The 16,784-nt window shown below is 60.5% G+C and carries 20 protein-coding genes; 12 read left to right on the top strand and 8 right to left on the bottom strand.

Annotated elements, in window-relative coordinates:
• The first annotated feature begins 54 nt into the window (after window positions 1-54).
• The 8 genes from ACSQ8V_RS04895 (at window position 55) to ACSQ8V_RS04930 (ending at window position 6,694) form a co-directional block, all read left to right on the top strand.
• Entirely contained in the window at window positions 55-372 is a 318-nt protein-coding gene (locus ACSQ8V_RS04895) for a DUF883 family protein (protein WP_213762612.1), read from the top strand.
• 38 nt (window positions 373-410) lie between these two features.
• Window positions 411-671, top strand: a complete 261-nt coding sequence (locus ACSQ8V_RS04900) for a hypothetical protein (protein ID WP_213762613.1) — start codon at window positions 411-413, stop codon at window positions 669-671.
• 351 nt (window positions 672-1,022) lie between these two features.
• A complete protein-coding gene (locus ACSQ8V_RS04905) occupies window positions 1,023-2,429 on the top strand; it encodes a sigma-54-dependent transcriptional regulator (RefSeq protein WP_436181087.1) in 1,407 nt (468 codons plus the stop codon).
• Between the two features lie 353 nt (window positions 2,430-2,782).
• On the top strand, window positions 2,783-3,061 hold the full coding sequence (locus ACSQ8V_RS04910; protein WP_255631182.1) for a hypothetical protein: 279 nt from the start codon (window positions 2,783-2,785) through the stop codon (window positions 3,059-3,061).
• 168 nt (window positions 3,062-3,229) lie between these two features.
• Complete coding sequence (locus ACSQ8V_RS04915; RefSeq protein ID WP_436205054.1) at window positions 3,230-3,493, top strand: hypothetical protein; 264 nt, start codon at window positions 3,230-3,232, stop codon at window positions 3,491-3,493.
• A 199-nt stretch (window positions 3,494-3,692) separates the two neighbouring features.
• On the top strand, window positions 3,693-5,135 hold the full coding sequence (gene otsA, locus ACSQ8V_RS04920; protein WP_213762615.1) for an alpha,alpha-trehalose-phosphate synthase (UDP-forming): 1,443 nt from the start codon (window positions 3,693-3,695) through the stop codon (window positions 5,133-5,135).
• A gap of 151 nt (window positions 5,136-5,286) precedes the next feature.
• Window positions 5,287-5,637 (top strand): chemotaxis protein, encoded by a 351-nt coding sequence (locus tag ACSQ8V_RS04925; protein WP_436206595.1) that lies wholly within the window; start codon window positions 5,287-5,289, stop codon window positions 5,635-5,637.
• A 175-nt stretch (window positions 5,638-5,812) separates the two neighbouring features.
• Window positions 5,813-6,694, top strand: coding sequence for a YihY/virulence factor BrkB family protein (locus tag ACSQ8V_RS04930; protein WP_436205055.1), 882 nt, complete (start codon window positions 5,813-5,815; stop codon window positions 6,692-6,694).
• Between the two features lie 73 nt (window positions 6,695-6,767).
• On the opposite strand, the gene ACSQ8V_RS04935 is transcribed toward ACSQ8V_RS04930, so the two are convergent.
• Entirely contained in the window at window positions 6,768-8,252 is a 1,485-nt protein-coding gene (locus ACSQ8V_RS04935; protein ID WP_213762617.1) for an RNA polymerase factor sigma-54, read from the bottom strand.
• Between the two features lie 485 nt (window positions 8,253-8,737).
• Between ACSQ8V_RS04935 and ACSQ8V_RS04940 the strand changes: the two genes are divergently transcribed.
• Together ACSQ8V_RS04940 and ACSQ8V_RS04945 are read left to right on the top strand one after the other, a co-directional pair.
• Entirely contained in the window at window positions 8,738-9,070 is a 333-nt protein-coding gene (locus ACSQ8V_RS04940) for a BON domain-containing protein (protein ID WP_436205056.1), read from the top strand.
• A gap of 197 nt (window positions 9,071-9,267) precedes the next feature.
• Window positions 9,268-9,402, top strand: coding sequence for a hypothetical protein (locus ACSQ8V_RS04945; RefSeq protein ID WP_255631185.1), 135 nt, complete (start codon window positions 9,268-9,270; stop codon window positions 9,400-9,402).
• 115 nt (window positions 9,403-9,517) lie between these two features.
• Here the strand turns inward: ACSQ8V_RS04945 and ACSQ8V_RS04950 are convergent, their stop codons facing one another.
• Window positions 9,518-9,970: a PA2169 family four-helix-bundle protein gene (locus ACSQ8V_RS04950; RefSeq protein WP_436181093.1), complete on the bottom strand. Its 453-nt coding sequence runs from the start codon at window positions 9,968-9,970 to the stop codon at window positions 9,518-9,520.
• 249 nt (window positions 9,971-10,219) lie between these two features.
• Here ACSQ8V_RS04950 and ACSQ8V_RS04955 point away from each other — a divergent pair, with 249 nt between their 5' ends.
• Window positions 10,220-10,468 (top strand): hypothetical protein, encoded by a 249-nt coding sequence (locus ACSQ8V_RS04955; RefSeq protein WP_436205057.1) that lies wholly within the window; start codon window positions 10,220-10,222, stop codon window positions 10,466-10,468.
• 66 nt (window positions 10,469-10,534) lie between these two features.
• On the opposite strand, the gene ACSQ8V_RS04960 is transcribed toward ACSQ8V_RS04955, so the two are convergent.
• From ACSQ8V_RS04960 to ACSQ8V_RS04985, 6 genes are all read right to left on the bottom strand, one after another.
• Window positions 10,535-11,140: a hypothetical protein gene (locus ACSQ8V_RS04960; protein WP_436205058.1), complete on the bottom strand. Its 606-nt coding sequence runs from the start codon at window positions 11,138-11,140 to the stop codon at window positions 10,535-10,537.
• 95 nt (window positions 11,141-11,235) lie between these two features.
• A complete protein-coding gene (locus tag ACSQ8V_RS04965; protein ID WP_436181095.1) occupies window positions 11,236-11,592 on the bottom strand; it encodes a DUF1488 domain-containing protein in 357 nt (118 codons plus the stop codon).
• Window positions 11,589-12,221: a DUF4142 domain-containing protein gene (locus ACSQ8V_RS04970; protein ID WP_436205059.1), complete on the bottom strand. Its 633-nt coding sequence runs from the start codon at window positions 12,219-12,221 to the stop codon at window positions 11,589-11,591. The genes ACSQ8V_RS04965 and ACSQ8V_RS04970 overlap by 4 nt, the downstream gene beginning before the upstream one ends.
• 121 nt (window positions 12,222-12,342) lie before the next feature.
• Entirely contained in the window at window positions 12,343-12,897 is a 555-nt protein-coding gene (locus tag ACSQ8V_RS04975) for a type 1 glutamine amidotransferase domain-containing protein (protein ID WP_436181097.1), read from the bottom strand.
• A gap of 118 nt (window positions 12,898-13,015) precedes the next feature.
• The gene (locus tag ACSQ8V_RS04980) at window positions 13,016-14,383 is read right to left on the bottom strand and encodes an MFS transporter (protein WP_436181098.1); all 1,368 of its coding nucleotides are present in this window, start codon (window positions 14,381-14,383) and stop codon (window positions 13,016-13,018) included.
• 132 nt (window positions 14,384-14,515) lie between these two features.
• Entirely contained in the window at window positions 14,516-15,019 is a 504-nt protein-coding gene (locus ACSQ8V_RS04985) for a YbhB/YbcL family Raf kinase inhibitor-like protein (protein ID WP_436205060.1), read from the bottom strand.
• 304 nt (window positions 15,020-15,323) lie between these two features.
• Here ACSQ8V_RS04985 and ACSQ8V_RS04990 point away from each other — a divergent pair, with 304 nt between their 5' ends.
• Complete coding sequence (locus ACSQ8V_RS04990) at window positions 15,324-16,781, top strand: diguanylate cyclase domain-containing protein (RefSeq protein WP_436206596.1); 1,458 nt, start codon at window positions 15,324-15,326, stop codon at window positions 16,779-16,781.
• Window positions 16,782-16,784: the final 3 nt, after the last annotated feature.

Genomic DNA, 16,784 nt, shown 5'->3' on the forward strand with positions numbered 1-16,784 from the left:
GACGTATCGGACACACCGGTCGTCTCAAATGTTAATGGCAAGGGGTTTCATAACATGAGTCAAACCACGGTTCAGATGTCGCTGGGCAAGCAAAAGGTCATCGAAGACATCAAGGTATTGCTGAACGATTCGGAAGAACTTGTGCGGCTTAGCGCGTCGTTGCCCGCTGAAGGCGTGGACGCGTTGCGCACGCGCTTGCGGGACCACGTCGATGCAGCGCGCAACGCGCTTGAAACAGCACAATCCAATGCGCAGGAGCGGTATCGCGCCAGTCTGGACGGCACCGTGCAATACACGCGTGACAACCCGTGGCAGGCGTTGGGCATTGCGGCGGGGATCGGCTTTCTGGCGGGCATCCTGGTTTCGCGATAACCGTAACCCCCACAACCGCGATAAACGGAGGAATCACAATGGCACGACCCAAACTCGGCCTGTTCGGTGCATTGTTCGCGATAGGCAGCGTCCTGGCCTGGCGATGGGCACAAGCACAGCGCGACGCTTCAAGACGCAATACGCGTGAACTGAACCGTTGGGAAGACGAGGGCGGCAAGGTCGTCACGCCGGCTAGCGCTTCGGCTGCACCGCCCGTGGCGCCGGTCAAGCCGTCGAACACTCCGGCCAACGGGGCGCTCGGTGGAACCCCGGAAGCATGGCATTTTCCGCATAGCTGATAGAGAGAAGGCTTTGCCGGGTCCATTGCGCAATCTCCACGCGCGACCGGAACACCAGGCTCATGCGGCAAGAGAGACTATTCGAAACGCACGCCCAGGCGTGCGTTTCATCTTGATAAAGCCTTATAATCGACTCATCCACAGTAATAAGTTCGCTATATGGCAATAATTGCGCGACGCAGTCAGGCGCCATTCGCGAAACCGGAAAGACTTTCATCTTTCGGCGTACTTGAGTTTCTCTCGGTGCCCATTCGGCCTGGCGGCGTACTGCTTTCATAGCATCGTCCCAGAGACCTCCACGACGCTTTCTGCGCCGTGTGACCCTCAACACTTTGGATAAATTCAAGACGCATGCCACACGTATTGATTGTCGATGACGATCCCAGTACCCGCGAGGCACTAGCCGCGATCATCGGCGAAGACGGACTGACAACAGCGACTGCGGGCGATTTGCGCGAAGCGCGGATTCAGCTTGTGCGCCAGACGCCGGACGTTGTATTCACCGACCTCAAGCTGCCCGATGGTTCGGGCGTCGATCTGTTCGAGGACCTTGATCCCCGATCCGGCGTGGAAATCATCGTCATTACCGGACACGCGACGGTGGAGTCAGCGGTCAGCGCGCTCAAGATGGGCGCAACCGACTACCTCGTCAAACCAATCAACATGCAGCGCGTCAAGGCGATCCTGAGCCGCCTGCCGCGTCCTGGCGACCTCAAGGCCGAGATCGGCACGTTGCGTGGCGAGCTGCGCCGCATGGGCCGTTTTGGCCTGATGCTCGGAAATTCGCCCGCGATGCAAACCGTCTATGACCAGGTCGGCCGGGTGGCGCCTACGGCGGCGTCGGTATTGCTGATCGGTGAATCGGGTACCGGCAAGGAAGTCGCCGCGCAGACGCTTCACGAGTTGAGCCTGCGTCGCAAACATTCGTTTATTGCGGTGAATTGCGGGGCGATCTCGCCGAACCTGATCGAGTCGGAGATGTTCGGGCATGAGCGTGGTTCGTTCACCGGAGCGGATCGTCAGCACAAGGGTTACTTCGAACGCGCGAACGGCGGCACGCTGTTCCTCGATGAAATCACCGAGATGCCGATCGAATTGCAGGTGAAACTCCTGCGCGTGCTCGAGACGGGCATGTTCATGCGGGTGGGTACAACGAAGGAACTCGAGACCGACGTACGGCTGATTGCCGCTACGAATCGTGATCCGGAGCAGGCTGTGCTTGAAGGCAAGTTGCGGCTTGATTTGTATCACCGGCTCAACGTCTTTCCGATCAACCTGCCGCCCTTGCGCGACCGCGGCACGGACGTGGAGTTGCTCGGCCAGGCGTTCCTCGATGAGCTCAATTCACGCTACAACACCAAGAAGACGTTTCCGGCCGCCGTGCGCGACATGCTCGCGTCGTACCCGTGGCCGGGTAATGTGCGCGAGCTGAAGAACTACGTGCAGCGCGCGTACATCATGTCGGGCGCCGAGTCGGACAGTACCGCGGCCGTGCCGCTGCAGATTTCGCTGGCGAAGCCATCGGCGGGAACGGCCGTTACTATCCCATTTGGCACGTCGCTGGCCGAAGCGGATCGCCAGTTGATTCTCGCCACGCTTGAGCAATGCGGTGGTGTGAAGACGCGCGCAGCGGAGATTCTTGGCATCAGCCTGAAGACGCTCTACAACCGCCTGGTTGAATATGGCGATGACGCCGCGAACAAAGCGGCGATAAGCGAAGCCAGCGAAGTAGGGGACGCCGACACCAGCCGCCGCTAGGTTTCAGCGTTCGTGGTTCATCGTTCATCGCGGCGTGATAGCTGGCAGCGGCCGGGTATCACGCGCAGACTGAGTCAACGCCCGTCTCATTGGGACTTCGAAAGATGTCCGCTTTGGACGGGCGATTTTCGTTGGTGCGCGCGAAAGCAGCGCCGATAATGTCAGAACGCTCATGGGTTGAATGCGAGAGGCGCTTGAACCCGGGGCATGGCCCTTGCTGCGACTGAATAGCTTGGCTCGCGGGCGGTCCGGTACCTTGGCCGCAGGCGTCCGAGCTCGAGAGTCCTTGGCCGGATCGGCCGCTGCGCGCGATCCGAACGAGTGTCATCATCAAAAGATCCAGGGAGCCCGCCATGACCGATCTCGCCTCGTTTCAACGCCAATCCCGTAACGTATTGCATGTATGGCAAGTGTTGCGGGTTTCACGATCGCCGCATTTGACGCCGGTCCACGCCCAGACTCCGCAGCCGCCTGACCCGCCCTTTAATCCGGATGTACCGCCGTCGCCTCAAGAACCGCCCGACACGATTCCCGATCCGACGCGGGAGCCGCCATCACCACCGAGTCAGCCGATCGGCGATCCGCCACCGGGACCGAACGAAACGCCGCATGTTTCAGGCACGCGGCATTGAGACAGCCGGTGGCGGAAGCATTGAACATATTTCATCGTCGCTGTAGGCATTACAACGCATTAGGCAAGAATGACCGGGTGAGCGCATTCAGTCTGGTCGTTCTTGCTGGATTTTGCTGATAATCCGCCGCCGAACCCTTCTCCGACGGCCTTCTTCCTGGAGGCACCCATGAGGCACCCCGCACTCCGTCGTTCAGCACGCCATTCATCGAAGCGTGAGCCGCGGCCCGATCCAGCCAAAATGATCCCACCCGACGCCGCTGCTGTTCCGGCTGATCCGGCCAGTCCCGGCGACCCGCATTCGTCGCATGACCCCGCCGCGCAGAACCGCCCGGCGCCGGGCGTACCACCGGACGGCGACCATAACCAAGGTGGTATCCGGAAAGAAGGGCTCGATTACCAACGGGATCTCGGGTCGGAGCAAGACGCCTGAATCGGGTTTGAAGCAGCCGGATTGAGCATGCGCGCCACCATGAAAATCTTCTGCGCGGCGCGCAACGGCCGCGTGTTTTTGTTCGTTTGTCACATTTATACACAATTTTTATTTTCCAGATTGTAAAAAAGGCACGTGTCTTGCATTGCTATTCCGATCAATTCGAACGAGCAACGACAACTGATGAGGTGAAGCAGTAATGAGCAGATTGATCGTGGTATCGAATCGTGTCGCGCCGATCCAGGAAGGCAAACCTGCCGCAGGCGGTTTGGCGATCGGCGTTCTGGACGCGCTGAAGGAGACAGGCGGTGTGTGGTTCGGCTGGAGCGGCGAGATTGTGGGCGAGGCTTCGGCGCCGGTCATCGAGAAGCGTGGCAACGTGACGTATGCGACCGTCGGGCTAACCCGGCGGGATTACGACCAGTACTACCGTGGTTTTTCCAACGCCACGTTGTGGCCGACATTTCACTATCGCAACGACCTGTCGCGCTTTGACCGTGAGGAATATGCCGGTTACGCGCGGGTGAACGAGGCGCTGGCTAAACAACTTAAGCCGCTGCTCGAACCCGACGATATCATCTGGGTGCACGACTATCATTTGCTGCCGTTCGCGCAGGAATGCCGGGCGGCGGGCATCAAGAATCCCATCGGGTTTTTCCTGCATATCCCGTTTCCCGTGCCTGAAATCCTGCGGACGGTGCCGCCGCACGAAGAGTTGATCAAGGCGATGTGCAGCTACGACGTCGTCGGTTTCCAGACCGAGGCGGACAAGCAGTCGTTTGTCGATTACATCGAGCGCGGGCAGTTGGGGCATCTCAGCGAAGACGGGATGCTGCAGGCGCATGGACGCATGTTGAAGGTCGGGGCGTATCCCATCGGCATCTATCCGGACGCCATTGCAAAGGTCGCCGAGCAATTTTCGAATCGCAAGCCGGTGAAGAGCCTGCGCGACAGTCTGCGTGGCCGCAAGTTGATCATGAGCGTGGACCGGCTCGATTATTCGAAAGGGCTTGCCGAGCGTTTTCAGGCATTCGAGCGTTTGCTGCTGCACGCGCCGGGGTGGCATGGGCGGGTCTCGATGGTCCAGATTGCGCCGCCAACGCGTTCGGACGTGCAGACGTACCAGCGCATCCGCCAGAACCTGGAAGGAGAGGCCGGGCGTATCAACGGCCGTTTTGCGCAACTCGACTGGACGCCGATCCAGTATCTCAACCGCAAGTACGATCGTAGTTTGCTGATGGCCTTGTTCCGGTTGTCGCAGGTTGGGTATGTCACGCCGTTGCGCGACGGGATGAACCTCGTGGCAAAGGAATACGTGGCGTCGCAGGACCCGGCCGACCCGGGCGCGCTCGTGCTGTCGCAGTTTGCCGGCGCGGCGGATCAGTTGCCGGGCGCTCTGGTCGTCAATCCGTTCGACTTGTCGCAGATGTCCGAGGCGTTGGAGCGGGCGTTGTCGATGCCGCTTGCGGAGCGCCAGTCACGTCACGCCGACATGATGGCGCCGTTGCGTGAGAACAATCTATCGGTGTGGCGCGACTCGTTCCTGACCGATCTCCGCAGCGTGGCAACGGCTGCATCGGTCACGAAGAAAGCGGTAAGGCAGGTGACGGAGGCGAAACGCCCGGCGCGCGTAGCGAGCTGACTGCAGAGCCAAGTACAGAGCCAAGTATCGAGTTAAAAGCCTCAGACGAATCCAGCCCCGCGCCGATAAACCGCCGCGGGGCTTTTTGTTGGCGGAGTCGATGAGGGCGGAACGGGACTTGCGTCGCAGAAGAGACGTTCATCAGGAGGCGATCATGAGTGGAAGCACATTGGACCAGGATGAAGAAGGTGGCGTGGAGGCAGGCAAGGGACATGGGACCGGCGCATTGGGCCCAAGCGATTCGTCCGATAGCGGCTCGGATGTGCAGGGCGAGAAGCGTTATCCGGGCGATATCGAGGAAGAACTCGACGCGCATGCGCTCGGCCAGTCCGCAGCCGAGCTGAACAGCGACACGGACCGGTATGGAACGGGCGAGATGGCGTCCGCCGATGGTGACAACAATCTTGAACCCGATTCGGACATCCTGCCGGACGGCGTGGAAGATGAGGCGCGCGCGATAGACGACGAAACCGCCGACCCGGCCAGCGATGAAGACCTTTAGGAAGCAAGCGCTGCAAAACGGCGCGCCCGTCAGGGCGTGCGGTTTTGCGTTCAAGAATAATAATAAGAAATACTAAGCAAACAAACGAAAGCGCCGGCGTTAATTCACCGGCACCAGCCAAACCTCAAATCCGCGCTACCATCGCAAAAAGCAAAACTTGCGGGAGCGCCCAGCCTTGAACACAGCAGCAAGAGACCAAAGACTGAAGTCCTTCTGGTCGTGGATCCAGGACCCGATTGTGCAGTGGGCGCAGGACCACGGGCTGATGTTTTCAGCGGCGATCGCGTTTTTTGCGGCGTTCTCGCTGGCGCCGACGCTGGTAATCATCATCGCGGTGGCGAGCATCTTCTTCGGCGCGGATGCGGTCCAGGGGCGTCTGTTCGGCGAAATCGCCGGGATAGTGGGCGCCGACGCCGCGCACGGCCTGGAATCGATCGTCGCCAACGCGTGGCATGCGGACATCGCGACGCGCACCGCGATCTTGTCAGGCGTGGGCGTGCTGGTCGGAGCCTCGGCAACCTTTTCGTCGCTCCACACGGCGCTCAACGTGATCTGGCCTGCGCCCATCACGGGCACCCGGGCCAGCATCATTGCCCTTTTGCGGGTCCGCGCGATTTCTTTCGCGTTCGTCCTGGGCGCGGCCTTGCTGATTGTTGCGTTGCTCGTCCTCGATGCCCTCGTGGTCCTGGTCGGCCAATGGGTGCTGGGCACGAGCGGGCCGGCCTTCCTGATCGCGGCGGTAGCGCAGCGCGCCATTTCCCTGCTGATGATGGTGCTGGCATTCGCGGTGCTGCTCAAATTCCTGCCCAGCGCGCGCATGCAATGGCGCGATGCCGCGCTCGGTGCATTGACCGCCGCAGTGTTGTTCGAGTGCGGCAAACGGCTCTTTGCGTTCTATCTGCAGCACGCGGGCATGGCGAACACATTCGGTGCGGCGGGGTCGCTCGCGATCATCCTGATGTGGCTGTACTACTCGGCGGCGGTGTTCCTGCTGGGCGCGGAGGTGTCGGCAATGGTCGCGCGCAGGCGCACGCAGCAAGCCTCCGGCTGGCGATAAAAAACGCCCCTGGACATAGTCGAGGAGCGTTTTTTTCAGCCTGCTTTCCAGCCTTCAGGCCGGATCGTCTACGTCAACCGCGACGCAACTCCGCCGGCGGCACCTTCATCAAATGGCGATATTTCGCCACCGTCCGGCGCGCCACGATCACCCCCTGGTCTGCAAGCATTTTGGCGAGGCTCACATCGGACAGCGGATCGCTGCTGCTTTCCTTCGCGATCATTTCCTTCAGCAGGGCGCGCACGGCAGCGGCCGAGCAGGTACCGCCGCTTTCCGTGCTGAGTTCGCGCGGGAAGAAGTGCTTGAACTCGAAGATGCCCCGCGGCGTGGACATGTACTTGTTGCCCGTCGCGCGGGAAATGGTCGACTCGTGGAGTTCGAGTTCATCGGCGACATCGCGCAGTACCAGCGGTTTCAACGCGATTTCGCCGTAGTCGAAGAACGCCTTCTGATGCGACACGATGCATTCCGCCACGCGCTGGATCGTCGTGAAGCGTTGCTGGGCATTGCGGATCAGCCAGCGCGCTTCCTGCAATTGTTGGGCAAGCGGCGAGCGGCTTGCCCCTGCCGATTGTGCGAACAGCTCGGCATACATGCGATGAATACGCGCACGGGGCAGCACGGCGGGGTTGATCGTCACCACCCAGTTCTTCTTTACCTGCCGCACGATCACGTCGGGCACCACATAGTTGTCTTCCGCCGCGCCATAGTTCGCGCCTGGTTTGGGGTCGAGCTTGCGTACCAGAGCACAGGCAACGCGCAGTTCCTCCGCGCTGCAGCCAATCTTCTTCTGCAACTCGGCCTGCTCGCGTCGTGCAAGCCGTTCGAGATAATGGGTGACAATCTCGAGTGCGACTTTGCGTCCCGGCGTTTCCGGGTCCAGCGCGTCGAGTTGCAGCGACAAACATTCGGACAAGTTACGCGCGCCCACACCGGGCTTGTCGAGCGATTGCACGAGCTTCAACGCGATGTTCAACTCATCCTCGGACAACGCCGGCTCTATATCCACGAGCTCCGACAGTTCCTGCAGATCCTGACGCAGATATCCGTCGTCATCGAGTGCTTCGATGATGAGCTGCGCCACTGCGCGGTCGCGATCGTTGATCGGATAAAGCCGCAGCGTGTCGTGCAGCGTTTCATGCAACGAGGGTTCAATGCGAACCCAGTCGGCCGGGTCGGAGCCTTCGCCGTCGCCGTTATTACGCGTCGATGTCCGGCCGAACGGATCGGATGAGAACTCGTTCATGGAGTCCTCATGCGACTGTGAGTCGTTGCTCTCCGATGTGTCGGCGCTACTTTCGGCACTCATGGGGGCATCGACAGGCGCGTTCTGGTCGGTGGGCGCAGGCGTGTCGGCCATGGAGTTGCCATTGTCGGTCGACAGCGCGTTGTCTTCTGCTTGCGTCTCGTCGTACTCAAGGAACGGGTTCGTATCAAGCGCGTTGCGCAATTCCTGCTGAAACTCGAGCGATGAAAGTTGCAGCAGACGAACCGATTGCTGAAGGCGCGGCGTGAGCGCAAGACTTTGCTTGGTGCGTAGTTCGAGGGAAGGCGGCATTGCGTGTTGTTCCTCAATGTTAGGACTTTCGTGGGTCCTTAAGAGCAACAGTCATGCCATGCGCGCCGCAGAGCGCGTGAGCGCTAGGTTTCAATACGATTTTCGTTCGCTGGCGCCATGCCGGGGCGTTCGATCGGCCGGCAAATGCGCGCACTTTTTACACGCGCACGGGCAAAAGCACTGCGGATAGGAAGCGGCGCCTCAGGTCTTACGTCGCAGGTAAACATCGCATGGACAAAACAGCGGGTGCGCGTTGCAGCGTACGGTCTCGACGCGGCCTTCAATGTTTCATTTGCCGGTTATCGCGGCCGGGGCGGCACGGTCTTTGCGTCTGACCTTTTACTATCCGTGGGGTCTTGGCGCTGTGGATATGAAAACGAGCAGGGCTTTGCAGCAAAGATGCTGCGGCCGTACGAGGCGGCCTACGCTCAAATAAGACAGCGGCAACGCCGCAGTTTTTTAAACCAACTAGAAGGAGAATCACGATGAAATCGACCCAAATCCTGAAGGCAGCCGGCAGTATCGCGTGTGTCGTGTTTGCGCTTAACGTCAGTGCACAAACCGCGACGACGTCGACAGGCGCCTCCACGTCGATTGGTACCAAGGTCGATGACACGGCAGTCACGACCAAGGTCAAGGCGGAATTGCTGGGCGCAAAGAATGTCAAGTCCACGCATATTCATGTGAAGACGCGTGCTGGCGTTGTGTCGCTGACGGGTACGGTGCCGTCGGCCGAAGACAAGAGCGGTGCGGAAGACGTGGTGTCGAAGGTGGACGGCGTGGCATCGGTGCGCAACCACCTGAAGATTGTAGAGTAAAGGGCCGGTGAAAAACGGACAGCGTGCTCGCTGTCCGTTTTGTTTGTATGTTGGTATCTGGTTGGAAGGGACGCAGTTTTACAGAATAATTAATAAGAAGTCCGGATATATTTAATCTTGATGTAGTCAGCCGCTCGTAACGGACCTGAGGCTTCGCTTGATCCCTATGAACCGGTTCCCGGGGAAGGGAAATTTTCATGAATCAAACGAAAAAGATTGCCTTGCCGGGTGTACCGGCTTTTGCACTCTCAAGCGGCAGGGGTGCCTCGGTTGCTGCGGTTGCGGCTGCGGCAGCAGCCGGCGGGTTTTTCTGGCGTCCATCGTCGCTTTGATGAGCATAAAAATAAATATGGATAACGAATTGTTATGCGAATTCATAAATGAGAATGCAAAAAAATCCGGCGCACCTTTCAGCGCGCCGGCGTGATTTCAGCCTACGACCCGTGGTTACGGCTTGGCAGCAGCGTATTGGTCGCGCAGATCGCGAATGCGGTCGTGATTTTCGATTACACCCTGGTATTGGCGCTCGACCACCGCCCGCACGTCCGCGGGCAGTTCCTTGTCCAACGCGTCACGATAATTTTTCTTCGCAACATCCTCCCCGCGCTCGCATTCTTCGAGGATCGCGTGATCGCTACGATGGGTCACGGCCGACTTGATGTCCACCCAGCCGCGATGTAGCGCTCCACCGACCGTCCCGCTGGTTTGCGGTTTTCCACCCAGCCGCTGGACCACATCCTGCAATTCCTGCGCACCGCGTGCACAGTCCTCGGCGCGGCCGGTAAACAGTTGCTTCAGGGTTGCGTCCTTGGTGTCTTCAGCGGCCTTCCGGAAGCCCTTCTCGCCGTCCTTCGACGTTTCAACCAGATCGTTCAGTACCGATACGATGTTAGTGCTCATATGAACCTCCTTTGAGTAATCGAAGATGGCCCGCGGTCCCCTGATTCCCCGGATCGCGGTCCAAGGGAGAGACGCAACGGCTGTGCCCGATCTGTGCCCGATGTTCGCGCGTTCCATGCCGAAGTGCGGATGGTTTTGGATTAGGGGGCTGTCATTAATTCAGTAACCGCTACTAGAAAATAGAGCCAATACTTGGCACGTGGCACGGGCTTTGCGCAATGACTGCCAAAACTGAATGTTGGAGCAGCAATGCCCGTTAATACCCGCGAGTTTCTTGTGTTCGTTGCAATCGTCACATCCGCGATCGTGCTGCAAGTGCGTCAGCACGAGATCGATGGGAGTCTCGCGGCCGCGTATGCGCAATCGACGCATAAAGGCCTCTGCAACCCGGCGGCGTCAGCATTGATGAACGGTCCCCTGCGCGCGAGTTGCGAATCGGCGAACGGTGTGCGCGGCACGAGTGCGCCATCGAGAGCACGGGTTCAACTGTGGGTGTAATTCGTAGCTTTCCTAAACATGCGAAGTAAATCAGGCCGCTCGCCAAGCGGCCTGAACCACCTAACCTTACGCACGCGGTTCCGCGAATTCCCGAACCGGCTCCGGTGGCTTGACCGGATCGAAGTCGGCCCAGCGGCCGTTTCGCCATTGGCCCGATGCACGCTCGACTTCCATGCCGCCCGCATCGCGAAGAATGGCTGCTGCTTGTGCCTGCAATTCCGGGCCAACATGAACCGCGACGACAACGCCGGAATGCCTCGCGTCAAGGGCATTAGCCGAGCCATGATTTTCGGTGCTGGTCGAATCGGCGGCCGGCCGTTTGCCGGACTGCGCATGCGCCATTGCGCCGGCTAGTGATCCGACATAGGCGCCTGCCCCGGCGGCGAGCACCGCCGCCAGCCAAGGGGTTTTGAACAACACAAAAACGCCTGCACCCACGATCGCGCCGATCACCGCGCCGATCGTGACACCTTTGCCCGCTCCCTTGCCTGCCTCTTTCGCCCCGGCATCCGCGTAGTGGTCGCCCCCCGTGGCGAGCCGTGCGTGCTGTCCGCTCGGCGCCACATAAAAGAGCGTGACATCCTCTTCGAGAAATCCGCTCGCAAAAAGACGTTGGGCTGCGGATTCGGCTTGGGGAAAGGTTTGAAACCGTCCTGCAATGATCAGAGACATGAGGACCTCCGGGAAGCGTTTATTTCAATGAACCGCCTCAATGAACCGTGCGAATGAACCGCACCAGTGAACCAATGACGGATGGAGCGCGCTGCTCATTCCGGCTCCATGCCCGCCACGCGGAACAGTCCGCTACGTAATACGACGCCCTCTCCGCCATTGCTGTCAAGCGCTTCGGCGCACACCGAGCGGATCCTCGCGCGGCCCCGTTCGAACGCCGCGAGCAGGTCGTCCTCTCGTGCAGACGCAGCGCCGAAATGATCCTCGAGCGCTTCGGCGGAAATGGAACATATCACCGGTTCACCGTCGATCAGCGCGGCGAAATGAAGGGCGAAATCGTCGCCGTCGTAGGTGGGCGTGGCGTCGGAAAACTGGATATGCATGGTCGAGTCCTCATAGGCTGGCCGAGGTTGCGCAACGGTCGAGGCGAGCGCAGCGGAGGCGGCCGTCATGATGTCACGCCCTTGAGTCTGGCGAGTTGCTGTGCCATTGCATAGTGATGCTTGATAATAGGAAGCGCTCTGGCGGCAAGGTTTTTGAGTGACGCGTTACTGCCGTCCTTGCTCTCGGTGCTAAAGACGGCCACTGCTTTCCGATGCCCGTCCACAGCCACCTGTGCAATGTAAGCCTTGTCGAAGTCCGCGCCGTGCAATGACTCCAGGCTTCCCGTCACCGATGCATCCGCGCTCGGCGCCGCGGTGATGCCTTGCCGCTTCGCAACAATATCGAGGTTGCGCGCGAGCCGGGTGTGATCCGCGATCATCTGTTGCGCGAAGCTCTTGACCTGCGCATCGGATGAATTCGTCAACGCCAGCTTGCTGGCCGCGATTTCAGTTGCGCCCGCAGTGCCGGCGTCCTGCACGAACTGCTGATCGGCCGGCGACAATTGGGCTTGGGAAGAGTGGGAAGCGGCCAAGGGCGCGGACGCCGCATCGGTCGGCGCAGGCGTCGCCGCGCCGTCCGACCCCGGGCGTGCCGGCGCTACCGCGTTGCCGTTTTGTGCGCTTGCATTTATCGATGCAAAACTTGCGCTCAGTACGAGCGCTGCAATCGTGCCAGCGCCCAAGCAGCGCCGTGACATTCGTAGCCCCTTACCAAGATGCAAAGCGTTCAAACTTTGGCGGGTATTCGTCGGCATCGATTTCGTCATTCGGTTCTCCGTAGCCAATCGGAACAATCGGAAACAACCAGGAAGCCCGCACTCAGGCCGCTTTCTTTCGCTCGCTGAGCGCTTCGATAATGACTTTGTTGAACGCAGGAAGATCGTCGGGCTTGCGACTCGTGATGAGATTGCGATCGCGATGGACTTCTTCATCGACCCATGTGCCGCCGGCATTGCGGATATCGTCCTGCAGCGTCGGCCAGCTCGTCAGCGTGCGGCCCGACACAATTCCCGCCGAGATCGGCAGCCAGCCGCCGTGGCAGATCACGGCAATGGGTTTGCCGTCCTTATCGAATTGCTTCACGATGTGTTGCGCCTTCGCATCGACTCGGATTGCATCTCCATTGACCACGCCGCCCGGCAACACGACTGCGTCGTAATCGGATGCACGCGTCTGGTCGAAGGTGGCGTCGACCTTGACCTTGTCGCCCTTGTCGGTGTGCACGAAACCCTGGATCTGTCCCGGCTTTTGCGAGATCACATCGACTTGTGCGCCGGCTGCCTTCAGCGCCTTTTGCGGTTCGACCAGTTCGGCTTGCTCGAAGCCATCGACAGCGAGAATTGCGACCTTGTAACCATTGAGGGAATCAGCCATGAAATACGCTCCTTGGTGCATTGAACGAACCGGCTCCGGTGTTCGGAGCCACGCTCGTTCAATTCAGCAAAGGGTGTGCCCAGGTTCCTGTAAGGCAGGCAAGCAGGGCACGTCGGCTTCAGGCTGTCGCGGGCGTCTTGCCGCGTGAAATCCGCATCAGGCTGACCATGGCCGCTGCGGCTGCAAAGCCCGCCGCGACGATCAGCGTAATGGTCGTACCGTGCTGCGGCGCAATGCCGAAGATCAGCGCAACGAGCGCCGCGCCGAGCGTCTGTCCCGAGAGCCGCGCGGTGCCGAGCATGCCGCTTGCGCCGCCGCTGCGATGACGCGGCGCCGACGACAGCATCTGGCGATTGTTCGGCGTCTGGAACAATCCGAAGCCCAGGCCGCACAGCGCCATGCGCCACGCGATATCGACGGGTGCGGGATGTGCGCCGGTTGTCGCGAGCAGCAGCAAGCCGAGCATCATGAGGGCCAGCCCGACGCCGCCGAGCACGCCCGCCGAATACCGGTCGGACATCATGCCGGCGAGCGGCGCGATGAAGACGATCACCAGCGGCCACGGCGTCATCAGAAAGCCAGTCAGGACCTGGCTCATGCCGAAGGTGTTCTGCAGCAGGAACGGCAGCGAGACGAACGCGAGCATCTGCGCGGTGAACGAGCAGAAAGACGTGAGGATCGACAGCGCGAACACCGGGATTCGCAAGAGATCGACAGGCAAAAGCGGCGAGGCCTGCGTCAGTTGGCGCCGCACGAAAAAGTATCCGACCACGCCGGCCACGAGGAACTCGGCGAACACGTATGAACGATGTTCTCCGTGACCAAGCCCGTCGACGGCGGTGATCGCGAGGCCGAACACCGCCGCGTTCATCAGCGCGCTGAGATAGTCGTAGGGTTGCCGGTGTCCCGGCGTGCGAGGCAGCGCTTTCCAGCCGGCCGCGTACGCAGCGATGCCGATCGGCACGTTGATAGCAAAGAGCCACGGCCACGGTGCGATCGCGAGAACGCCGGACGCAACCGTAGGTCCGATCACCGATGAGATCGCCACCACGGAGGCGTTGATGCTGACGCCGCGGCCGAGATGCTCGCTGGGATAGATCATGCGGATGAGGGCCGTGTTGACGCTCATGATGCCCGCCGCGCCGAACCCTTGTATCACCCGTGCAATGGCAAGGGAGGTCAGCGACCCGGAGAGCGCGCAGCCAAACGATGCGATGGTGAACAGCGCGAGTCCCGACATGTACACCCGCCGATAACCGATCCGGTCACCGAGCGAGGCGAGCGGCAGCAGCGAGACCGTGATGGCGAGCTGATACGCGTTGACCACCCAGATCGAGTCGGCGGGACTGGCGTTCAGATTGCGGGCGATGGTCGGAAGCGCAACGTTCGCGATAGCGCCGTCGAGTACCGCGAGAGTAATGCCGAGTGCTACGACCAGGATGGCCCAATAGCGCTGGGGAAGAGGAAGACCTTGGTCTGCGTCCATCGGTAGGGAAGAGGAAGGGGGCCGCGAAGTGTAAGGCTCGCGCCTTTCAGACGGTTTACTTGAAAACGCGTTCGGAACGCGCAGGACCGCGCGACGCCGTGCCAGGCGGTGCGCGCGATCCTGATCCGGCGCTTATTTCAACTGATACAGGCCGGTATAGGTGGCCGAATCGATTTCGTTCAGATGCGTCATGAAACGGGCGACCGCGTTGGTCGTCGAGACATCGAGCGGCAGGTGCTCTGCCTTCAGCGCATGAATCCGGAAAATGTACCGATGCGGTTTGTCGCCGCGAGGGGGCGCCGCGCCGCCGAAACCAACCGTGCCATAGTCGTTGCGCATTTGCAGAGCGCCGGCGGGCAGCAGGCTGCCGTCGGCCTTGCCGGCGTTTTGCGGCAGCGAGCGGGTGTCCACCGGAATGTTCACCACGATCCAGTGCCAGAAACCGCTGCCGGTGGGCGCGTCGGGATCGTAGACGGTGAGAGCGAGGCTCTTGGCTTCGACCGGCACGCCGTCCCATTGCAGCGCGGGCGAGATGTTTTCGCCGTCTACGCCGAATGCTTGCTGATCGAATTCATGATTCTTCGAAAGATGTCCGTTGGCCGCGAATTCATCGGACCAGATGCGAAAGTCAGCCATGGGAACGTGTCTCCTTTGACAGGGTTTTAAAGGGGCTTGATATGCCGGCGCCTGGCCGGCATTCAGCCATTGCGCGGGCCTGTGGAGGCCGCAAGGCGTGCGGCCGTTCAGCGCCTTCGCGCAGCAAACATGCCTGAAGCCCTTCATTGTTGCTCAACGCCGCGGCGTTTGCGTCCCCTTGATTATTTCCTTCCAGCATTCTTGCGCCACGTCTGCGCATAAAATGGCGGAACCGGACCATATCAAGCTAGATCATCGGAAAAGGATGGACATGCCGAACAACCAGGGGCGCGCTTTGCAGAGTATGGCAGCGGCATCGACGACTGCATCGAACGCGCCGGCGGACGATGCCGATATGTTCGACCTCGCGCCCGTTTCGCTGTGGCTCGAGGATTTCAGCGCCGTGCGCGAGGTGTTCGAAGGCTGGCGTGCCCAGGGCGTTGTCGACCTGCGCGCTTTTCTGCTTGAAGACTTGGCGCGGATCGCCGAATGCTCGTCGCGCATCCGGCTGATCAAGGTCAACCGGCGCACGCTCTCGCTGTTCGGCGCGAAGGATATCGACCATCTGGTGCGTAATCTCGGCGCCGTTTTCCGCGACGACATGCTGCTCACCCACGCGGACGAACTCGAACAACTATGGTCCGGCAAAGCGGCGTTCGTGAGCAAGACGGTGAACTACGCGCTCGACGGCAAGCGGCTCGACGTATTGCTGAAAGCGGTGATCCTGCCTGGTCACGAAGCAACCTGGGACCGCGTGCTGGTGACCGTCGAAGACATTACGGAACTGGAAGATGTGCGCCGCAAGGCCGCGCTGAGCGAGCTTTATGCGCGCGGCCTGTTCGAGCATTCGCCCGTTTCGCTGTGGGTTGAAAACTTCAGCTCAGTGAAGGCGCTGCTGGACGATATACGTGAACGCGGGATTGTCGACTTCCGGACGTTCACGAATGTTCATCCGGAATTCGTCGAGCGCTGCATGCAGGAAATTCACGTGCTCGACGTGAATCAGCACACGCTGACCATGTTCGGCGCACCGGACAAAGCCGTGTTGCTCGCGCGTCTGGGCGATGTTTTCCGCGACGAGATGGTGAGCCATTTCCAGGAACAGCTCATCGATTTATGGGAGAACCGCCTGTTCCATCAGCGCGAGGTCGTCAACTATTCGCTGGAAGGGCAGCAGTTGCACGTGCATCTGCAATTCTCGGTGTTTCCCGGGCACGAAGCCGATTGGGATCTCGTCCTCGTCGCGCTCACCGACATCACCGCGCGCAAGAAAGCGGAGGCGTACCTGGAATTTCTCGGCAAGCACGACGCGCTGACGAAACTCAAGAACCGCTCGTTTTATATCGATGAAATGAACCGGCTGGAGCGCAAGGGGCCGTTCCCGGTGACTGCTGTCGCCGTCGACGTGAACGGTCTCAAAACCGTCAACGATCAACTTGGTCACGCGGCCGGCGACGCGTTATTGCGGCGCGCCGGCGAAGTGCTCGGCAAGGCGGTGGAGAAGCCGAGCCACGCCGCGCGCATTGGCGGCGACGAGTTCGTGCTGCTCCTGCCTGGCGTAGACGAGCGCGGCGGCGCCGCGGTGATCGAAAGCATCCGGCAACTGCTCGAAGTCAACAACCAGTTCTATTCGGGCATGCCCTTGAGTTTTGCGATGGGCGCGGCCACCGCGCGTGACGGTGAGCGGCTGGAGGTCATGCTGCAACGTGCCGACGCCGCCATGTACGCCGAAAAGCGTGCGCATTACGGCACGGCCGGCTAAGCG

The sequence above is a fragment of the Caballeronia sp. LjRoot31 genome (genome assembly GCF_964253885.1).
GTDB lineage: Bacteria > Pseudomonadota > Gammaproteobacteria > Burkholderiales > Burkholderiaceae > Caballeronia.